Raw genomic sequence first — 18,680 nt, 5'->3', positions numbered from 1 at the left:
TGTCCACAGATCCCCAGCTTGGCCTGTGGGCCCTGTGGGTAACAGGGATGTTATCCACAAGTCCACAGGCACCCATGCCCCTCACAGGCTCGCAACCACCCACAAATTGTCCCGAAGAGCCTAATATAATAGGGTGTCAGACCTGTCAGACGCCTATACTGATAGACATCTTGATGCGCTATATGTTATCTTCCGCTGAACTCGCAGACTGGTCAATAAGGGAGTAGACGATGCGCACCACCATCAATGTCGATGATCAGCTTCTCATGCAAGCGAAAGCACAGGCGGCCGCATCGGGGGTGACCTTGGCCCAACTCATCGAGGAGGCTCTGCGAGAATCTCTCATTCGCCGCGAAAACGTGGAGAATCGCGGATAGATACGATTGATCACAATGAAAGGAGCAGGGACAGGCCCGAGGCTAAAGGGAATGTAGCTCTCCCTGTCCATGGGTTGCCTCCCGTGCTGCGTGCTGATGGCACGTGGCGCGCGCGTTTTCGCGGGTTACGGGCCAACGCGTCGAAACGCAGCTATGCCGACCCCCGAAGAGAGCACGGATATAGAGGGTTGGGCCCGTGGCCGATCAGGCCTCCAAGTCGCAAGATCGGCATGGGACGCTCTGGAAACGGCCAGTACCCAGTTCCAGGGCGGTGAGCTGCCCGCCCCAGCAGCAGCCCGTATCCAACGGGTAGACCCGGTATTGCGCCATCGCCTCGGGGTCTATCCGGAGGGTGGACCAATGGCCGAACACGATACTCATCCCTTCGCTCGCGCGTCCCGGGACCTGAAACCAGGGGATCAATCCAGCGGTGCGGCGCGACGGGGGCCCTTTCTCTTCCAAGGCCAGGGTGCCGTCCGCGCCGCAATAGCGCAGTCGCGTGAGGCAGTTGGTGATGAATCTCAGGCGATCCCAGCCGGCCAACTGCTCGGACCACCGCTTCGGTGCATCGCCATACATGCGCTCCAGGAATTCCCGAAACCCATCCCCGCGCAAGCTGGCCTCGACCTCGGCGGCACAACGGCGCGCCTCTGCCACATCCCACTCGGGTGGGAGGCCGGCATGGACGAGGGCATAGCCCAGCGTCGGATCATGGTGCATCAAGGGTCGGCGCCGCAGCCAGTCGAGTAGCTCGTCCCGGTCGTTGGCCGCCAGCACCGGCGCCAAGGCACCCGAGCAGTCCTTCCCCTTATTTATATTAGGGGGGGCCAGCCCCTCGGCCACGGCCAGGAGGTGAAGGTCGTGATTGCCGAGCACGGTCAGCGCGGCCTCTCCGAGCCCCTTCACGAAGCGCAACACCTCGAGCGAGCGAGGTCCGCGGTTGACCAGGTCCCCGGTCAACCACAAGCGAGCATTCCCCGGGTCGAAACCGATGCGGTCCAGCAGGGACCGCAGCTCGTCATAACAACCCTGGACATCGCCGATGGCGTAGGTGAGCACGAGGGTTGGCCTATTTATTTCGCCCGCCCGTGCTTCAACCGTCCCGGCCGGACGGGCGGGCGACGCCGGGGCTTGGGCGCCCCGCGGCCGTGTCCGCGGGCTTCTCGAAGAAGGTGTAGGCCAGGGTCAGGGTGGACACGTCCCGCGGGATCCGCGGAGACACCGAGAAGCGCACCGGTAAGGTACGTGCCTCGCCGGGCTCGAGGCGCTGGTCGCTGAAGCAGAAGCACTCGAGCTTGCTCAGGAACTGCGCCGCCGGCCCCGGCGTGACGCTCGGGACGGCCCGTGCGGTGATGGTGCCGGGCGAGCGGTTGTGCGCGTAAAAACGGACCTCGCGAAGCTCGCCGGGGTGGAGACGGATGCGCGCCGTCAGCGGCCGAAAGGCCCACGGCAGCTTGGCCTCGGTCCCACCGACGAGCTCCACGGTGACGAAGCGCGAGCGATCGACCTCGCCGCCAGGCGTCACGGCGGCCTCTCTGCCGGTCTTCCCGCCGAGACCGGTCAGCTCGCAGAACACATCGTAGAGCGGGACCAGCGCGTAACCGAAGGCGAACATTCCCAGCGCCGCGCCCGCGAGCCTTGTCGCCAGGCGTCGATTGGCATGGTCTCGTTTCGCATCGCGAATAGTCATTTTCTTTCGATCCAGGCGCGCCTCACCGAGGCGCATTGCCGCTAGTGTAGTGCCTCGTGTTTCACGTTCCTATCGCAGTCCGTCGCCGGTTGGCGCCGAGGACCCGGAACACAAGACAGGGGCGCGCACCGCCGGATCGAGTGCATCCGTCCGGCACCCGGTTGAAGACTGCGAGTGGCAGCGCTACCATCGCCATTGGATAACGAACGAACCCTGTCTTTCGACCGTCCGGTTCCGCTCTACGGGCCCGGGGCCTGAAACATCAAGCCGGTGACCGGGCGGCCCGGCGGAGCGACCCCGGGGAGGGCGAACGGCAATGGGTCATCGGGCCTGATCGATCCCTGACGGTTCGACGGCGAGCGTGTGCGTCGGATCCGGGACGGGCGCTCCGAAGCAATGCTACCGTTTCTCGGGGGACTGGGTGCATATGGTCGTCTGACCTAGCCTGGTATCCGAGCCGCCTGGTCCTGCGTGCGCCTAGCCTGGCGGCACCGATCGGGGCATTCCTCTGCGAACAAGAGCGCCAGGAATTTACTATATCCTCAACGGGCGCGGGACATCCGGAGAACCCCCGCACCGGCATGGCTGAGCGCGGGAGCCGCTCGGATCTAGGACCGAGAACACGATGCGTGGCAGAAAGAAACTGAACCGCGGGCGTGCCGCATTCGGCGCCGGCCTGGCCTCATTCGGCCCGGCGGCCGCATGGGCGGATATGCGGGTGAACCTCCCGGAGGGCGTGACCTCCATCTCGCATGAGGTTTACGATCTCCACATGCTGATCCTCGCGATCTGCGCCGCGATCGGCATCCTCTTGTTCGCGGTGATGTTCTATTCGATCTACGCACACCGCAGATCCAAGGGGGCGGTGGCGGTGCAGTTCCACGAGAACGCGCTGGTGGAGATCCTCTGGACCGTGGTGCCGTTCGTGATCCTGGTGGCCATGGCGGTGCCGGCGACCAAGTCCATGATCGCCCTGCACGATACCGGCGACGCCGACGTGACCGTCAAGGTCACGGGCTATCAGTGGAAATGGCAGTACGAGTATCTGGAGGACGGGATCAAGTTCGTGAGCAACCTCAAGACCCCCAGCGAACAGATCTATGACGGTGCCGCGAAGGGCGAGAATTACCTCTTGGAGGTCGACAACCCGCTGGTGCTGCCGGTGAACAAGAAGGTCCGCTTCCTGATCACGGCCGCGGACGTATTGCACGCGTGGTGGGTGCCGGAATTCGGCTGGAAACAGGACGCGACGCCCGGATTCGTCAACGAAGGCTGGGCACGCATCGAAAAACCCGGGACCTATCGTGGCCAGTGCGCCGAGCTGTGCGGCCGCGGTCATGCCTTCATGCCCATCGTCGTCGAGGCCAGGAGCGAAGCGAAGTACGCCGAGTGGGTCGAGGAACGCAAGGAGGAACGGGCCGCGGCGGAGGCGGCCACCGGGCAAACCTTCACAATGGAGCAGCTCATGGAGGAGGGGACCAAGGTGTACAACGCGAGCTGCGCCGCCTGTCATCAAGCCAAAGGGGAGGGGGTGCCCGGTGCGTTCCCGCCGATCACGGGCAGCGCCATCGCCAAGGGACCGGTGGGCGCTCATATCGACATCGTCCTGAACGGAAAGCCCAATACCGCCATGATGCCGTTCGGCGGGCAGCTGGACGATCTGCACATCGCCGCGGTCGTGACCTACGAGCGCAATGCCTTCGGGAACGGGGTGGGCGATTTGGTCCAGCCCGCGGACGTCAAGGCCGCTCGCGGGCGTTGAGCAACCCGTTCGGTGATAACGCCATTCGGTGATAAAGCCATTAGGTGATCAAGGGATACTAGTGGGAGGTACGACGATGACTCACGCGGCACACGACGAGCACCCGACGGGCCTCAGGCGTTGGGTGTTCACCACCAACCACAAGGACATCGGGACCCTATACCTCGTCTTCGCCGCGCTCATGTTCGTGTTCGCGGGCAGCCAGGCGATGGCCTTTCGACTGGAGCTCTTCGCGCCGGGGATCCAGTTCATCGACCCCCTGGCCTTCAACCAGTTCGTGACCATCCACGGGCTCGTGATGGTCTTCGGTGCCGTCATGCCGGCCTTCGCGGGGCTCGCCAACTGGCTCATCCCGATGATGATCGGCGCGCCCGACATGGCGCTGCCGCGTATCAACAACTGGGGGTTCTGGATCCTGCCCTTCGCCGCTTCCCTACTGTTGCTCAGCATCGTGGTTCCCGGCACGCCGGAGGCCGGCTGGACCATGTATCCGCCGCTCGCCATCGTCGGCAGCTCGGGCAAGGTCGAGCTCGGGGGCGATCTGCTGATCTTCGCCGTGCACCTCCTGGGGATGTCCTCGATCCTCGGGGCCATCAATATCATCGTCACCATATTGAACATGCGTGCCCCGGGGATGAACTTCATGAAGCTCCCGATGTTCTGCTGGGCGTGGCTCATCACGGCCTTCCTGCTCATCGCCGCCATGCCGGTGCTGGCCGGCGGCGTCACCATGCTCCTGACCGACCGCCATTTCGGCACCAGCTTCTTCGACGCCGCCGGGGGCGGCGATCCGGTCCTGTTCCAGCATATCTTCTGGTTCTTCGGGCACCCGGAGGTCTATATCATCATCCTGCCGGCCTTCGGGATCATCTCGCACATCATCCCGGCGTTCTCCAGAAAGCCGCTGTTCGGCTACGCCTCGATGATCTACGCTCTCGTCGGGATCGCGTTCCTGTCCTTCATCGTCTGGGCCCACCACATGTACACGGTCGGGATGCCGCTCGCGGGAAACCTCTTTTTCATGTACGCGACGATGCTCATCGCGGTCCCGACAGGTGTGAAGATCTTCAACTGGGTCAGCACCATGTGGAGGGGCTCGCTGAGCTTCGAGGCGCCCATGCTGTGTGCCCTGGCGTTCATCATGATCTTCACCATCGGTGGCTTCACGGGCCTGATGCTGGCCATGGCGCCGGCCGACTACCAGTACCACGACACGTATTTCGTGGTCTCCCATTTTCATTATACGATGGGGATCAGCGCCATCTACGCCATCGTGGGCGCCATCTATTTCTGGCTGCCGAAGTGGAGCGGGCGCCTATACGACGAGCGCCTGGCCAGGATCCAGTTCTGGATCTCCATCGTCGCGGTCAACGTGACCTTCTTCCCGCAGTTCTTCCTGGGGCTGGCCGGCATGCCGCGGCGCATCCCGGACTACGCGTTGCAGTTCGCCGACTTCAACATGCTATCGTCCCTCGGGGCCTGGGTGTTCGGCAGCGCCCAGCTCCTGTTCCTCTACATCGTGCTCAAGACCGTGTTCGCCGGCAGGCGCACGGCTGAGGCCCGGGTCTGGGACGGCGCCACGGGGCTCGAATGGACCCTGCCCTCGCCGGCCCCCTATCACAGCTTCGCCACCCCGCCCGTGGTCCACTAGGGGACGATGGCCACGCCTCTGGGCCCGATCGCGAGGACAGAGCGCGGAGGAAGCGAGTGACGAACGGAATACTGGCAGGATTGCTGGGGCTCCTGGCCGCGCTGTCTTATGCGATATTCATTGGGACGCACCTCTACTAGAGCCACCGCACCAGCACCTTGGGGGACCGCCGATGTCTGGACAGCCGCACAGCTACTATCTACCCGAACCCAGCCCCTGGCCTCTCATCGGGAGCTTCGGTCTCTTCATCACGCTGGGGGGACTGGCCCTCCTCGTCAACGACATCAGCGTCGCACCTTACCTCATGGGCTTCGGCTGCGTCGTCTTGCTCGTCATGGTGTTTGGATGGTTCGGTACCGTGATCCGCGAGGGGGAGGCCGGGAGATACAACGAACAGGTCGAAAGGAGCTTCCGGTGGGGGATGGTTTGGTTCATCTTCTCCGAGGTCATGTTCTTTGCCGGTTTCTTCGGCGCGCTCTTCTATGCCCGCATGTATTCGGTACCGTGGCTCGGCGGAGTGGGCGAGAAGCTCTCGACCCACACGCTCTTATGGCCCGGGTTCGAGTCCGTCTGGCCGCTGCTCACCTTGCCTTTGGCGGAGGGTTATACGCAGGCCCTAGAGCCCATGGGGGCCTGGGGCCTGCCGGCCATCAATACCCTGATCCTGCTCTCCAGCGGGGTGACGGTGACCGCCGCGCACTGGGGCCTCGTGCACGCCAACCGCCGCCAGCTCATCGTCGGGCTCGCGCTCACGGTGGCCTTGGGGGTCCTGTTCCTGGTGTTGCAGGGCCTGGAATACACCCATGCCTACCGCGAGCTGGGGCTCAAGATGACCTCGGGGATCTACGGCAGCACCTTCTTCATGCTGACCGGCTTTCACGGCTTCCATGTCGCGCTCGGCGCAACCATGCTCGCGGTGATCCTCTGCCGCGCCATGGCCGGCCATTTCACACCCGACAGCCACTTCGCCTTCGAGGCCGCCGCGTGGTACTGGCATTTCGTGGACGTGGTGTGGCTCCTGTTGTTCGTCTTCGTGTACTGGCTCTAGGGCCTGTCCCTCGCGGGGCCAAGCGCACCCGCGCATCGCGAGAAATGCCCGTGCATGTGCGTGTGACGGGGAGGCGCGCGATAGGACGCAAGCCGTGAAGGCGACGCGTGCCCTTTTGACGGATGCGCGCCTGCTGGGCTTTTGGGCTGTCTGTACTTCGCGCAAGGGCTGCCTTGCCCGCGCTCTGTTGCGAGGGCACGGGGCTATCGGCCATCGGCTTCCCGGCGCTCCTGGCCACGCCTTGCGTGTTGAGTTTCTCTGGGCACCGCTCATCGACCGCTTCGGCACGCGGCTGACCCTCTTAAGCATCGAGTCCCTGGACCAAGCGGAGGATCACCTAAACCATCGCAGCCGCGACCGACGATGGCGAGCTACTGGACGGCGAAGTCGCGGCGCGCTTGCTGACCCTGCCTGGCACGAGTTCCCCTTTCGTTCAGGGAGAAGGGAGGGATGAGGGTGGCGTCTTACACCAGCTCCAACCCTTAACCGAGCAGCGCCAGGAGGCCATCCAGCGAGGCATCTCCGAGCGTAACGCCCGTTTCTTTGAGGCCGAGCCGCGATAAGCTCGACGGCTGGGCGGATGACCTGAAGGTGGACCTGGAACGCGAGATCAAGGAACTCGACCGCCAGATAAGAGAGGCTCGGCGCGCCGCGATGACCGCGTTGACCCTGGAAGAGAAGCTTACCGGGCAGAAGCAGGTCAAGGCCCTCGAAGCGCAGCGCAACCAGAAGCGGCGCTCGCTCTTCGATGCGCAGGACCACGTGGACAAGCAGCGCGACGGGCTGATTTCGCAGATCGAGGGGAAGCTGGCGCAACGCCACTCAATGAAGACACTGCTTTCGGTAAGGTTGTCGCTGGGGTGAGCGAAACATTGAGGCTCGCCTGTGAGTCTTGGGGGGACATGATGTCAGTGCGCAATAGCGTATTCGGGAGATGGTTATGAGCGATAAGCAACTGCCTGCCATCGGCGGCAGATCCTTTGAGAATCTCAAGAAGACCAATCAGCATGGCGCAGAGTACTGGAGCGGCCGCGACCTGCAATCGCTCCTAGGTTACAGCCAGTGGCGCCGCTTTGAGCAGGCTATAGCACGCGCTCTAACTTCTTGTAGACAATCAAGAAACAACCCTAGCCACCATTTTGCCGACGCCGGCAAGATGGTCGGACTTGGCTCGGGGAGCGTACGGGAGGTGACCGACTACCACCTCTCCCGCTTTGCCTGCTACCTCATCGCCCAGAACAGCGACCCGCGCAAGCCGGAGATCGCGCAGGCGCAGAAGTACTTCGCCGTCCAGACGCGCCGCCAGGAGCTATCCGACGAGTTGGCCGCCGATCTGGAGCGGTTGGAGCTGCGCAAACAGGCGGGTGAGGAGTTCAAAGCGCTGTCCGGCGCTGCCCAGCAGGCCGGTGTTCAGAGTACGATGTTCGGCGTGTTCCACGATGCTGGCTACAAGGGACTTTACGGCGGCCTCGGCCGCGACGCCATCAAGACCAAAAAGGCCATACCCGAGAAGGACAACCTGATGGATCGCATGAACACCACTGAGCTCGCCGCCAATCAGTTTCGCATGACACAGACCCGTGACAAGCTCGCCCGCGATGCCATCCGCAACCAGCAGCAGGCTATCCACACGCACGAGCAGGTAGGCAAGGAGGTTCGAGACGCCATCAAGCGCATCGGCGGCGACCTGCCGGAACACGTTCCGGCCGCCGAGCCCATCAAGGAAGTCGAGAAGCGCGTCAAGAAAGTCACGCCGAAACTCGAACTCGATGAACGCGATGCCGGTGGTCTACTGGGAGATGTGGGTGGTCAGACGCCGGAAGAATGACCGTGATGTTGCCAACCCGATGACCGGGAAACCAAAACTCGAACTCACCTGGATCGGTACGTCAATCCCCTCTCGGAAGGAAAGATTGACAGAAAAGGACTACGGCAGCAGATGTTGGATTTCAGTTAGGAAAACTAGTGCATGGACTTCGACTGACGGAGCATGCTCGCGAGAGCTTGCGCAAACGCCCCAACATGCGACTGGCCTGGGTGGAACAAGTGCTCCACAATCCGGAGCGAAGCGAACCGGACGGTATCGATCCTGACTTGGAACACCGTCTCGGCCGCGTTGACGAATACGAAGGGCGGGTGTTGCGAGTCATCGTGAACCGAGCCGTGATGCCGTTGAGGGTCGTGACCGTTTACTTTGATCGTGCTATGAGGAACAAGCTATGAAATTAGCTATCGACGAAGAAGCCGACGCTTTACACTTGGAGCTGGTTGCTGTGCCGGTATCAGAGTCCGAGGAAGTCGCACCGGGCGTAATCGTGGACTACGACGAAGTTGGACAGGTCGTGGGCGTGGAGATCCTCCATCTCTCGAAAAGGCCGCAGCCCGTTAACCTGATGGATTTTGAATTCCATACCACGCCGAAAAAGTCTGACTTAGCGGCGGCTTGAGATAGATTGGGAGGATTTTGAGTACAAGGTGCGATGAACCGCCACGTCAACGGCATCGCCGGGCGACTTTCCCTGCGTCCGCCTCAACGCCGGTCCTCGGAAATCCTCGACTGCGTGACCGAAATTGCACTGCCAAAACGAGCGCCGACTTGCAGGCCGCGCTGGAGGCCCTGCGGGCACCACGGAACCGCGATTGCGCGGGCTTCCGAGAACGAGGCCATCGCCGTATTGATTAGGGCCCCTTCGCGGCCAGCCTCCCGGCGATATCGAACCCGAGTAGCACCGGGGCCGCGTAATAGATGAACAGCGTGATGACCAAAATGGATAAGAGGTTCAATAGAAAACCCGCCTTGGCCATGTCGGGGACGTGCAGGTGGCCGGAGGCGAAGGCCAGCGCGTTTGGTGGCGTGCCCATGGGCATCATGAAGGCATAGCTCGCGGCGAGCGCGGTGGGGAAGATCAGGAGATAGGGGTGGACCCCGAGATCGACCGCCGCGGCCGCGACGATCGGCAGGAAGATGTTGACGACGGCGGTGTTGCTGCCGAACTCCGTGGTGAACACGACGATCGCAGTGACGATGCCGACCACGGCCAGCACCGGGAGCCCCGAGAGCGCCTCGAACCCCGCGCCGATGTAGCGATCGACGCCATTGGCCCCGAACGCCGCCGCGAGCGTGAGCCCGCCGCCCAGCAGGATCAGAACACCCCACGGCAGGCGTGCAGCGTCCTTCCATTCGAGCAGAAACGTGCGGCCACGCGTATCCACCGGGATGGTGAAGAGCATTAGGGCCGCGATCATCGCGATCCCCGCATCGGTGAGGAGATACTCCACCGGCGCCCCCGCGGGTCTATCGACCAGGCCGAGCATACCGGCGAGCGGCTGCCGCAAGACCCAGGCAGCCGCGGCCAGGATAAACACGACGCCGGTCAGCGCCTCGCCGCGGGAGGGGGGACCGAGGGCCCGGAGCTCCTCCTGGATCAGGGCCCGCGCCCCGGAAACAGGCACCCCCGGACACGGAAACACGAGCTTGACGAGGCAAAGCCACGCGAGCGGCAGAAACACAATCAGGATCGGCAGGCCGATCTTGAGCCATTCCGAAAAGCCGATCTCGACCCCATAGCGGCGCTCGATGAAGCCCATCGCCACGGCATTGGGCGGGGTACCGATGACCGTACCGATCCCCCCGATGGTCGCCGCGTAGGCGATGCCGAGCATCATGCACTTCGCGAAGTTGGTGGCCGACTGCCCACGACCGGTCGCGAATTGCACCAGGCTCAGCCCGATCGGCAACATCATGACGGCGGTGGCGGTGTTCGAGACCCACATGCTGATCGCCGCGGTGGCCAGCATGATGCCGCCGACGAGCTGTGCCGGCCGCGTCCCGACGGCCAGCATGGTCAAGAGGGCGAGCCGCCGGTGCAGACCCCAACGCTCCATGGCGGCGCCCAGCATCACCCCGCCGAGGAACAGGAAGATCACCGGATCGGCATACGGCGCCGCGGTCGCCTCCATGTCGGCGATCCCGAGGAGCGGGAAGACGCAAAGGGGCAGTAGCGCCGTGGCCTCGATGGGCAGGGCCTCCGTGATCCACCAGACCGCCATCCATGCGGCCGTGGCCAAGGTCTTGCGGCCGGCCTCCGAGAGCCCGTCGGCTTCCGCCAAGAACGCGTACAACCCGAGCGCCGCGAGGGGGCCGGCGGCGAGTCCCAGCCAGCGCCCCATCACAGCCAGCGATTGAGCTTGAGGAACACCAAGAGGCCGCCCGTGATCACCAGAGCAAGCAGCCAGAAAAACAGGTAGCCATATTCCCACTCGAGTTCGGGCAGGATCCGGAAGTTCATCCCGTACACACCGCACAGGAACGTGAGGGGCAGAAAGATGGCGCTCAGCACGGTGAGCCGGTTGACGATCCGGCTGGTGCGGTGGCTCACCATACTGAGGTAGAGGTTCAGGGCCTCGGCGAGGATTTCGCGCTCGGTGGAGAGATCATTGCCCAACCGTTCCAGGGTCCCCACCATATTGCTCAGATACGGCTGCGTGGAGGGATTGACGAACCTCGATCGCCGCAAGGCCAGCTCCTGCAGCACCGCGCGGTCTTCCAAGACATTCTTGCGCACCGTGAGCAGGTCGTGGGTGACCTCGGAAACACGGTGAAAGATCGTGTCGTCCAGATCGCCCAGGATCGAGCTCTGGATCCGCTCGACCTCGTCCTCCAACATGAGCAGTGCCTTGCGATAGCTCTCGATCAAACGATCCCACAGCTCGAACAGCAGAAACCCCAGGCTCTCGGCGAAGGTCGCGAGAAACTGGCGATAATTCTGCCGCACCTGATCGAGAAACGCGACAGGGCCGCGATGCAAGGTCACGATGAAGCGATCGCCGATGATCAGATCGACGTGCGCGACGCGCAATCGTCCGTCGGTGAAATGCGGCGCCGTCAGGGCCGCGTGCAGGCATTCGTCGTAGACGTCGTAGCGGCCGCCGCGCGCGTGCATGACGGCCTCTTCGATGGCGAGGTCATTGACCTCGAGCAGGCGCAGGGCGCGCTCGGCGGTCCCGGCGTCACCGACGTCGAGGTCGATCCAGCAGGACAGACCGCGGGCGCAGGCGGGGCCGGCCTCCTCGATCGGGATGATACGATCGCACCGCTTCTCGAAGTCGAGCTCTACGACGGTGATCGCTGTCATGGCAGAGGTCCGAAACTCTGTGGCAAACAGGGGGCGCGCATGCGGCTCGGCGAGTCTAGTGCGCAGTACGGATCGTCGCGGGTTGATTCCGGAGGGCAGCCGAAGGCCGTCATGCGGCGAATGAGGGACGCACGCTTCAATATACTGCGGGCCATCAGTCCCGGCCGCGGCGCAAGAGGGATTCCAGCAGGCTCTCGACGAGGCCCTGCGCGTCGTCCTCGTGGTCGTCTCGGAGGGGAAGGTCTCGGTAGGCCTCGCGCAGGAAACCCTGTAGCGTCTCGCGGGCGGTGGGCGCGGGGAGGGTGGCGAGGGGATCTTCGGGCAGGTGGGGCAGCATCCAACTGAGATCGAGGTGGCGGGAGAGGACCTGGGCGCGCCAGTAGCGCTCGTCGCCGAGCAGGAGATCGCGCGCCGCGATGATGCGCTCGAAGCGCTCGGGGAACGCGCGCGGGGGATAACGCCGCGCCAGGCGCTCGAAGGCCTTGAGGACCTCGTCACGCCCGGCCTCCGTGCGCTCGCGGAGACCGAGCACGGCGAGCGCCTCGTCACGGGCCAAGGTCATCGAATAGCTCTCCTTGTTTGATGGTTTTCTTGCGTGGGATGGATCTCCGGGGTCCGGCGGCGTTCTCGGGAACGGCGGTCCGTCCGCCGCCGGGCGAGCGCCGCCGCTGAACGGGGATGCCGAGACGCCGCAGCAGCCGTTGGTGGGCGGCGCCGCCCAGGGTGGGCAGCGGGAGGCGGCCGAGCAGGCGTTTCAGGGCCGGCCGGAGCTTGTGGAACAGGCGCTCGGGAAAGGCCTCGGACAGGGCCTCGAGGCGCTGCCAGCCATCGGCGCGCGTGAACCAGCGCTCGGGGTGGCGCTCCAGGAACTCGATGACGAGCCCCTCGGCGGGGGGTAGCTCCCGGCACAAGGCAGCCGCATAGCCCGCGAGCTGGATGAAGGCCGCGTAGGACAAGACCGGCAGGGGCATGCCCCGCCAGGCCGCGGCGAGCGCCCCGACGAACACCAGCTCGCGTTCGAGCGCCGCGCCGTGCGAGAGCGCCTCGTGCACGCCCTCGAGGTAGGGGGTGAGCCCCTCCACCGCGGCACGGCAGGCCTCCGGGGTCGAGACAGCGCGGAGCCGGCGGCGCGTAAGCGCGAGCACACACTGTTTCTGCTCTTCCCGGGCGAGCGGCGTGTAGAGGAGCGCGCGCGCCCGGTCCTGTCCCACCCGCCAGTGATCCGCGCACTCTGCGAAGAGCTCCGGCTCGACATACGACCACGACTGCGCCCCCGCGCCGGTCTCGAGGACCCCGATAGGTCTAGATAATACTGGGATTGGGGGGTTCGAGAGCGCCCCGGTGGCGTACAGGCAGGCGAGGCGATGGTCCTCGGGGTGGCGCCGCATGAGTGCCTCGGAAAGGCGCAGGTTGGTGGTGAAGATCGCGAGGGTGCGGGACGCCTCGGTATAGTAGTCGAGCACGATGGGCTCGAGGACCGGCGGGAGGTGGCGCTCTTCTGGCGGGACCCCGCGGCCGAGCAATCCGAACAGCCCCTCGAAGGCGTCGGTGAGATCGCGGCGCTCGCCCACCGAGACCTCCGTCGGGATCTGCCCGGCACGGGCCCGCAGGAGCCGGGTCCGGGCGATCTGGTAACGCACCCGGTGCTCGAAACCGAGTGCCTCGCGATCGATCCGCTCTACCAGGAAGCCGAGCCATTCCTCGCATTGTCGATCGGGATGGATCGCCTGGAGACGCCGCTCGACCTCGGCGGGGGGGTGGCAGAGGGTCGCGATGGGCGCCCCGTAGAGCGCTTCGAGGAGCTCGGGATGCTCAAAGAGCCAAGCCGAGCCCCGTAACCGGACGTGGCGGCGCAGCACCTCCCGCAAGAGCACGCGGCTCGACGCCCACCAGCCCGCCTGCGCGTGCTTCGGTCCATGGGTGCGGAGGAACGTCTCGGCGTCGCGGGTGAGCTGCGTCTCCCTTGGGACCGCCGGTTTGCGGCCGCCCCCGGCCGGCAGGAGGGAAGACAGCGCGGTATTCAGGAGATCGCCCAGGGCGCGCGCGGTCTTGGGGTTGCCGGTGAGCCGCCCCACCTGCTCCCGGAGGGTCTTGAGGGCCGGGGCCCGGTCTTCTTTCGGTGCCTCCAGGCCGGCGTGCAAGCGCCAGAAGGCGAAGGCCATCCGGCCGGCTTGATCGAGCCCCGTGCTCGGATCCGGCCCCCGATCCGGGGCGGTCGGGGCATAGAGCTCGGGGTCGTTGCTCCGGCACAGCGTCCAGATCCGATCGAAGACGGGCTCCGCATGGACGTCCTGGAAGTGCCGGCGCAGAGGGCGCAGCTCATCACAGCGGAGATCCCAAGGCCGGCCGTGGTAGAGGAAGCCCTCGAGCTCGAACACCAGCCGCGCCCACGCGCCCCCCAGAAAGTCCCCGGCCTCCCGGATGTCGCCGCGCAGATCGTCACCGATCCGGCCCTCCCGGGCGAAGAGCGCGCGGCAGTCCTCGATCAAGGCCCCCATCGCCTGGCGCCGGATCTCGGTGGCGTCCGGCTGCGACGCGGCGCGATGGGGAATGCCGGCGCGCTTTTGCTTGTGACGCTCGCCCCGCTTCTGGCGGCGCTTCTGCCGTTCGCGGTCCTTTTGAGACATGGGAGCTAGACCGCGCTCAGCCGTTCCTCTTCTTCCTCGCCGCCGGCGTCGAGCCAGGCGTAGAGCGCCTCCTCCAGCCCATCGAGCCGCTCGTCGTCGCCCGCCGCCAACTGCTCTTGGTAGCTCGCGAGCAGCTCGCGGATCTCGAGGTGGGCCTCTTCGGGGCCCTCGGCCAGCCGCCGCTCGACCCTCTCGATGAGGAAGTTGAGGACCCCGGCGGCGTCGCCGGCCGATCCATCGCCGTCCTCGCAGCCCTCGTCCACCGTGACCGGGCGACGGCGCAGCCCGGCCTCGGAGTTGCCGGTCGCGGAGCGGTTGAGATCCATGGTGTAACGCTTCAAGGCGCCGCCCTTCTCGGACACCGAGACCCGGATGAGCCCGTTGCGGTCATATTCGAAACCGATCTGGACCGGGGATCCGGCGGGCATCGGGGGCAAGGGGACGAAGAAGGCGCCGACGTGGACGTTGTCGCGGGTGTTGCGGGACTCGCCCTGATAGACGGCCACCTCGATCATCTCCTGTTCGTCGATGGTGGTGTAGAACTCCTCGACGAAGCGGGCCGGGAGGCGCGTGTTCTTGCGGATGATGGGCACGAAGGTCAAGGGATGGTGGTCCCATGCCCCTTCCGCCGGGCCGTCCTCGTCGAAGAGGCCGCGCGCGAACATCGCCGCGGCACTGCGCTCGTCCTCATCCCCGAGGGTCGCCACCCCGAGCGCGTGCGGCGCGATATCGACGACCACCTGCGCAAAGGAGAGGCCGGCATCGAGCGCGGCCTCTGCGGCCGCCCCGAGCGCCACCGAAAGGTCCACGTCCACATAAGCCTCGGGCTCGCTCCCGAGGGCCTGGGCCACGCGCTCCTGCACTTTGGGGATGCGGGTCGAGCCGCCCACGAGCAGCACGCGCTCGATGTTCGCCGCCGTGATCCGGGCCTCCTCCACGGCCTGGCGGGCCTTGGCGAGGGTCGATTCGAGGTAGTCCTCGATGAGGGCATTGAACGCCCCGCGGGTGAGCGCGGTGACGAGATCGAGGTGGCGACCGCCGATCTCGAAGTGGTCGTGGATCGGGGCCTCGACCTCGGTGGAGAGCCGGATCTTGGCCTGCTCGGCCAGATGCCTGAGACGCGCCATGGCGAGCGGATCCGCGGACGGATCGATCCCGTGCCGATCGCGGATCCGATCGACCAGGTGCAAGACGATACGGTGGTCGAAGTCGTCGCCCCCGAGGAAGGTGTTCCCGCACGAGGCCAGGACCTCCTTGCAGGTCCCCGAGACCGCCAGGATCGAGCAGTCGAAGGTGCCCCCACCGAGGTCATAGACGAGCCAGCGCTCCTCGGCCGCGTCCCCGGCGCCGTTGGCGCGGTAGGCGAGCGCCGCGGCCGTCGGCTCGTTGATGATGCGGGTGACCGTGAGGCCGGCCATCTCCCCCGCCGCCACCGTAGCCCGGCGCTGCGGCTCGTTGAACCAGGCAGGAACCGTGATCACCACCTCCCGGATCGCCTCCCCGATCGCCGCCTCGGCCTGTGCCTTGAGATAGGCCAGGATCTTGGCGGACACCTGGACCGGCGAGAGCTCCTCCCCGCAAAGACGCACGCGGTAGTGGTCCTCGCCCATGTGGCGTTTGATCGAACGCACCGCGTTCGGCGGTTCCAGCATGGCGTGGTTGGCCGCGCGCCGCCCGCACAGCCACTCGCGTCCGTCGAAGGCCACCACCGAGGGCACGGTGGGTCCCCCGTCGATGGGGATGACCTCCAGCGCACCGGCGCCCGTAAAGCGCGCGATACAGCTGTTGGTGGTACCGAGATCGATGCCATAGGCCGCTCGTTTCATGATTGATCTCCCCCTGGTGATGGTCCAATCTGTGAGTCTACTCGGGATGGTTCCGGGGCGACGCTCCCACTGGGGGGCGACGCTCCCCTGGCGTCCTGTTTAGGGCCGGCGACGACCACGACGGCCGGCCGCACCGCGCCCCCGTCCGGCCGCAGATAACCCTGCTCGAGGATATGGCGGATCCGATAGGACGCCGCGCCGGGATCGGGCAGGACCTCGGCGATGCGCAGGTGCACGCCCTCGGGTGCCGCCCCGAGGTTCGCCACCGCCCGCCAGCCGGCGGCCGAGCACAGGGCATCGTGGAGGGCGCGGAGCGACTCGCCGGCCGCCTCCGGGAGGCCCGGCACCCGCAGGGACCGGTCCAACCGATCGAGACAGCGCAACCACGTGTCCTCATCGATCGTGACCTCGCGCGCGCCGCGGAGCGCGAGCCGCATCACGTTTTGATCGAGGTCCTGAAGGCGCGCCGCGACCCCCTGCAACTGCTCGCCGTGCTGCTCGTGCGCGAGGCTCAACCGGCGCAACCCGCGCTGGAGCTTGGCGAATTCTTCGATGATCTTGGCATCGATGATCTTGGCCTCGATCGGGCCGGGCCCGGGCGGGGTCGCTGCGGCTTCACCCAAACGCCCTTCCCGGAAGCCGAGCCAAAAACGCGACCAGAGGCCCCTGACCGGCGCTCGTGTCCCGGAGGCCGGGCCCTCGGACACGGCCAGCAAGGGGGAGACCGGGACTTCCGGACCGGCGGCCGCGCCCGAGACCGTCGGCCCCGACGCCGATCCGGCCGGTCCCGGTGCTACCGACACCGCCCGCCGCCCCGATCGTCCAAGCACCGGTCCTCGCCATCCACCGGCAGAGATCCCCGCGCGCCCAAAGCGCCCCCGGAAACCGCATAGGATGTTGCCTTCCCCATCTCCCCCCTCGACGTGGCCGATACCCCGCCCTCGTTCAGCCTAGGCACAATATATTGCGTTCCCGATCCCAATGCAACCACTAATTGTGGGAAGTGGGGGTCGGCTCGGACCCGAGGCATCGAGCCCCTTGGCGGCGCCGGGATGCGATAGCCGCGCGGGAGTCTTGCCATGTTGCCCAGGCACCCGTGCCGCGCTTCGCGGCTCGTAACGTCCTGCGATCGTGAGGTCTGTCGTCAACAGGTTGCTGTGATCTACCCTGGACAATGGTCCCATACGATGGTCCATAAGGGATCAAGGGAATATTTCACATCTTTCCTGTGACGTAGTTTATACAGCGTGAGTCCGCGCACCCTGGTACAACAGGCGTCACAGGAAGCTCAAGCAGTAATAACTATGATGACGTTCGAGGTTGCGGTACTGCATGTGGGCGGGCGTGCAACCTCACAATCTTAAGAGACTGAGGTGAGTAATGGCCGACGGTGTGGTTGCGAGCGGAAACGGCAGGGTGACGGGGAGCTGGGACGAGTGTGCCGAGGCACTGCTTAAGGACTGGCGCCAGCGAACGGCCGCCGCCTCGGAAGCGCATTACAAGCTCGCCAGCGGTTTGAGGAGGAAGAACCTCATGCTGGGGGTCCCGGTCGTGATCTTCTCCAGCATCGTCGGGACCAGCCTGTTCGCCACCTTGGCTCATCCGGACGCCGGGATACCCCCGACGTTCAAGATCACCATCGGTTCGATCAGCGTGGCAGCGGCGATCCTCGCCGCGCTGCAGACCTTCCTGCGCTTTGGCGAGCGCGCGGAGAAGCACGTGGTCGCCGCCGACTGGTACGCGGCGGTGCGCCGTGACATCGACCAGTTGCTCGTGCTCTCGGCCAAGGAGCGGGGAACGCCGAAGAACTGCTTCGATCGCATCCGCAAGGAGATGAGCAAGGTCGGGCAGCAGTCGCCGGAGATCGGCAACCGGCCGTGGAAGGTCATGGCGGCGAAGTACGGCGTGCACGACCCGGCCCCGGCCACTGCTCCAGCACAACAGCGAGCGTAGCAATAATAACTCCGCACCGTATGTAACCTGCCCAATCGAAACGCCCAAACGCACACGGAGTGGCCTTATGCGCTAGAATCTCTTCAAAAATGTCTCGTCTCTGCTATGCTTACTTCGCCGGTCTGCCGTGATGCAGGCATAGTGCGACCAGATCCGAGACATTCGCTTCGCCAACGCACATGACGGTGTCGGCGCCCCCCCAATAGATTTTCACGGTTCCATCGGACTCCGGAACGGCACCGCAGGTGAAGACCACGTTGTGGACATATCCGGTTATTTCCCAAGGATCTTCCGGTTGCAAAATCCATGAGTCGCCGACACCGATGACCTTTGCCGGATTCTGCAGGTCATGAAGAGCAGCCCCCAAACGATGACCGATCCATCCATGGTTCGGAAAACTCCGTGGTAGATGGAAAGCCATCCCTGGTCCGTTTTGATCGGCGGTGCGCCGGGACCGATCTTCATTTCATCCCAGTGATATGGCTCAGGCTTCATGATGAGCTGAGATTGGCCCCAATAGCATAGGTCCGGAGAATAGGAAATCCAGATTGACCAGGGGGCGATTTCCGAATGAGGACGGTCAAGCCGGGCATAAAGTCCATCAAACTTCT

Annotated in this window: 17 protein-coding genes and 1 pseudogene; 9 read left to right on the top strand and 9 right to left on the bottom strand. The window is 65.1% G+C overall.

The annotated features are described in order from the left end of the window. Nucleotides 1-230: 230 nt before the first annotated feature. The gene (locus M3461_03980; GenBank protein MDQ3773579.1) at nucleotides 231-377 is read left to right on the top strand and encodes a type II toxin-antitoxin system VapB family antitoxin; all 147 of its coding nucleotides are present in this window, start codon (nucleotides 231-233) and stop codon (nucleotides 375-377) included. Between the two features lie 204 nt (nucleotides 378-581). Here M3461_03980 and M3461_03975 read toward each other — a convergent pair whose 3' ends face one another. Continuing rightward, nucleotides 582-1,436, bottom strand: coding sequence for a symmetrical bis(5'-nucleosyl)-tetraphosphatase (locus M3461_03975; GenBank protein ID MDQ3773578.1), 855 nt, complete (start codon nucleotides 1,434-1,436; stop codon nucleotides 582-584). A gap of 34 nt (nucleotides 1,437-1,470) precedes the next feature. Beyond that, nucleotides 1,471-2,067, bottom strand: a complete 597-nt coding sequence (locus tag M3461_03970; protein MDQ3773577.1) for a cytochrome c oxidase assembly protein — start codon at nucleotides 2,065-2,067, stop codon at nucleotides 1,471-1,473. Nucleotides 2,068-2,692: 625 nt separating this feature from the next. Here M3461_03970 and coxB point away from each other — a divergent pair. The 7 genes from coxB to M3461_03935 all read left to right on the top strand — a co-directional run bounded on the left by coxB (nucleotide 2,693) and on the right by M3461_03935 (nucleotide 8,975). Further along, nucleotides 2,693-3,829 (top strand): cytochrome c oxidase subunit II, encoded by a 1,137-nt coding sequence (gene coxB / locus M3461_03965; protein ID MDQ3773576.1) that lies wholly within the window; start codon nucleotides 2,693-2,695, stop codon nucleotides 3,827-3,829. 76 nt (nucleotides 3,830-3,905) lie between these two features. Next, a complete protein-coding gene (ctaD, locus tag M3461_03960; GenBank protein ID MDQ3773575.1) occupies nucleotides 3,906-5,480 on the top strand; it encodes a cytochrome c oxidase subunit I in 1,575 nt (524 codons plus the stop codon). Nucleotides 5,481-5,652: 172 nt separating this feature from the next. Further along, entirely contained in the window at nucleotides 5,653-6,528 is an 876-nt protein-coding gene (locus M3461_03955; protein ID MDQ3773574.1) for a cytochrome c oxidase subunit 3, read from the top strand. Nucleotides 6,529-7,119: 591 nt separating this feature from the next. Continuing rightward, nucleotides 7,120-7,392 carry a hypothetical protein gene (locus tag M3461_03950; protein MDQ3773573.1) on the top strand — a complete coding sequence of 91 codons (273 nt, stop codon included), beginning with the start codon at nucleotides 7,120-7,122 and terminating at the stop codon, nucleotides 7,390-7,392. A gap of 76 nt (nucleotides 7,393-7,468) precedes the next feature. Next, nucleotides 7,469-8,356, top strand: a complete 888-nt coding sequence (gene dinD, locus M3461_03945) for a DNA damage-inducible protein D (GenBank protein ID MDQ3773572.1) — start codon at nucleotides 7,469-7,471, stop codon at nucleotides 8,354-8,356. 194 nt (nucleotides 8,357-8,550) lie between these two features. Next, nucleotides 8,551-8,751, top strand: coding sequence for a DUF4258 domain-containing protein (locus M3461_03940; GenBank protein MDQ3773571.1), 201 nt, complete (start codon nucleotides 8,551-8,553; stop codon nucleotides 8,749-8,751). Next, nucleotides 8,748-8,975, top strand: a complete 228-nt coding sequence (locus M3461_03935) for a DUF2283 domain-containing protein (protein MDQ3773570.1) — start codon at nucleotides 8,748-8,750, stop codon at nucleotides 8,973-8,975. The genes M3461_03940 and M3461_03935 overlap by 4 nt, the downstream gene beginning before the upstream one ends. A gap of 232 nt (nucleotides 8,976-9,207) precedes the next feature. On the opposite strand, the gene M3461_03930 is transcribed toward M3461_03935, so the two are convergent. The 6 genes from M3461_03930 to M3461_03905 form a co-directional block, all read right to left on the bottom strand. Beyond that, a complete protein-coding gene (locus M3461_03930; GenBank protein ID MDQ3773569.1) occupies nucleotides 9,208-10,698 on the bottom strand; it encodes an SLC13 family permease in 1,491 nt (496 codons plus the stop codon). After that, nucleotides 10,698-11,663, bottom strand: coding sequence for a magnesium transporter CorA family protein (locus M3461_03925; protein ID MDQ3773568.1), 966 nt, complete (start codon nucleotides 11,661-11,663; stop codon nucleotides 10,698-10,700). The genes M3461_03930 and M3461_03925 overlap by 1 nt, the downstream gene beginning before the upstream one ends. Before the next feature lie 154 nt (nucleotides 11,664-11,817). After that, nucleotides 11,818-12,225, bottom strand: a complete 408-nt coding sequence (locus tag M3461_03920; GenBank protein ID MDQ3773567.1) for a hypothetical protein — start codon at nucleotides 12,223-12,225, stop codon at nucleotides 11,818-11,820. Next, nucleotides 12,209-14,290: a hypothetical protein gene (locus tag M3461_03915; GenBank protein ID MDQ3773566.1), complete on the bottom strand. Its 2,082-nt coding sequence runs from the start codon at nucleotides 14,288-14,290 to the stop codon at nucleotides 12,209-12,211. Before M3461_03915 ends, M3461_03920 begins: the two co-directional genes overlap by 17 nt. A 5-nt stretch (nucleotides 14,291-14,295) precedes the next feature. After that, a complete protein-coding gene (locus M3461_03910; protein ID MDQ3773565.1) occupies nucleotides 14,296-16,116 on the bottom strand; it encodes an Hsp70 family protein in 1,821 nt (606 codons plus the stop codon). Then, a complete protein-coding gene (locus M3461_03905) occupies nucleotides 16,113-16,919 on the bottom strand; it encodes a hypothetical protein (protein ID MDQ3773564.1) in 807 nt (268 codons plus the stop codon). Before M3461_03905 ends, M3461_03910 begins: the two co-directional genes overlap by 4 nt. Before the next feature lie 577 nt (nucleotides 16,920-17,496). Between M3461_03905 and M3461_03900 the strand changes: the two genes are divergently transcribed. Further along, on the top strand, nucleotides 17,497-18,069 hold the full coding sequence (locus M3461_03900; protein ID MDQ3773563.1) for an SLATT domain-containing protein: 573 nt from the start codon (nucleotides 17,497-17,499) through the stop codon (nucleotides 18,067-18,069). Nucleotides 18,070-18,178: 109 nt separating this feature from the next. On the opposite strand, the pseudogene M3461_03895 reads toward M3461_03900, so the two are convergent. Continuing rightward, a pseudogene (locus M3461_03895) lies at nucleotides 18,179-18,680 on the bottom strand (glycosidase).

The organism is Pseudomonadota bacterium, assembly GCA_030860485.1.
Lineage (GTDB): Bacteria > Pseudomonadota > Gammaproteobacteria > JACCXJ01 > JACCXJ01 > JACCXJ01.
The sequence above is the reverse complement of the archived record's forward strand: the minus strand, read 5'-3'. Positions and strand labels throughout refer to the sequence as shown.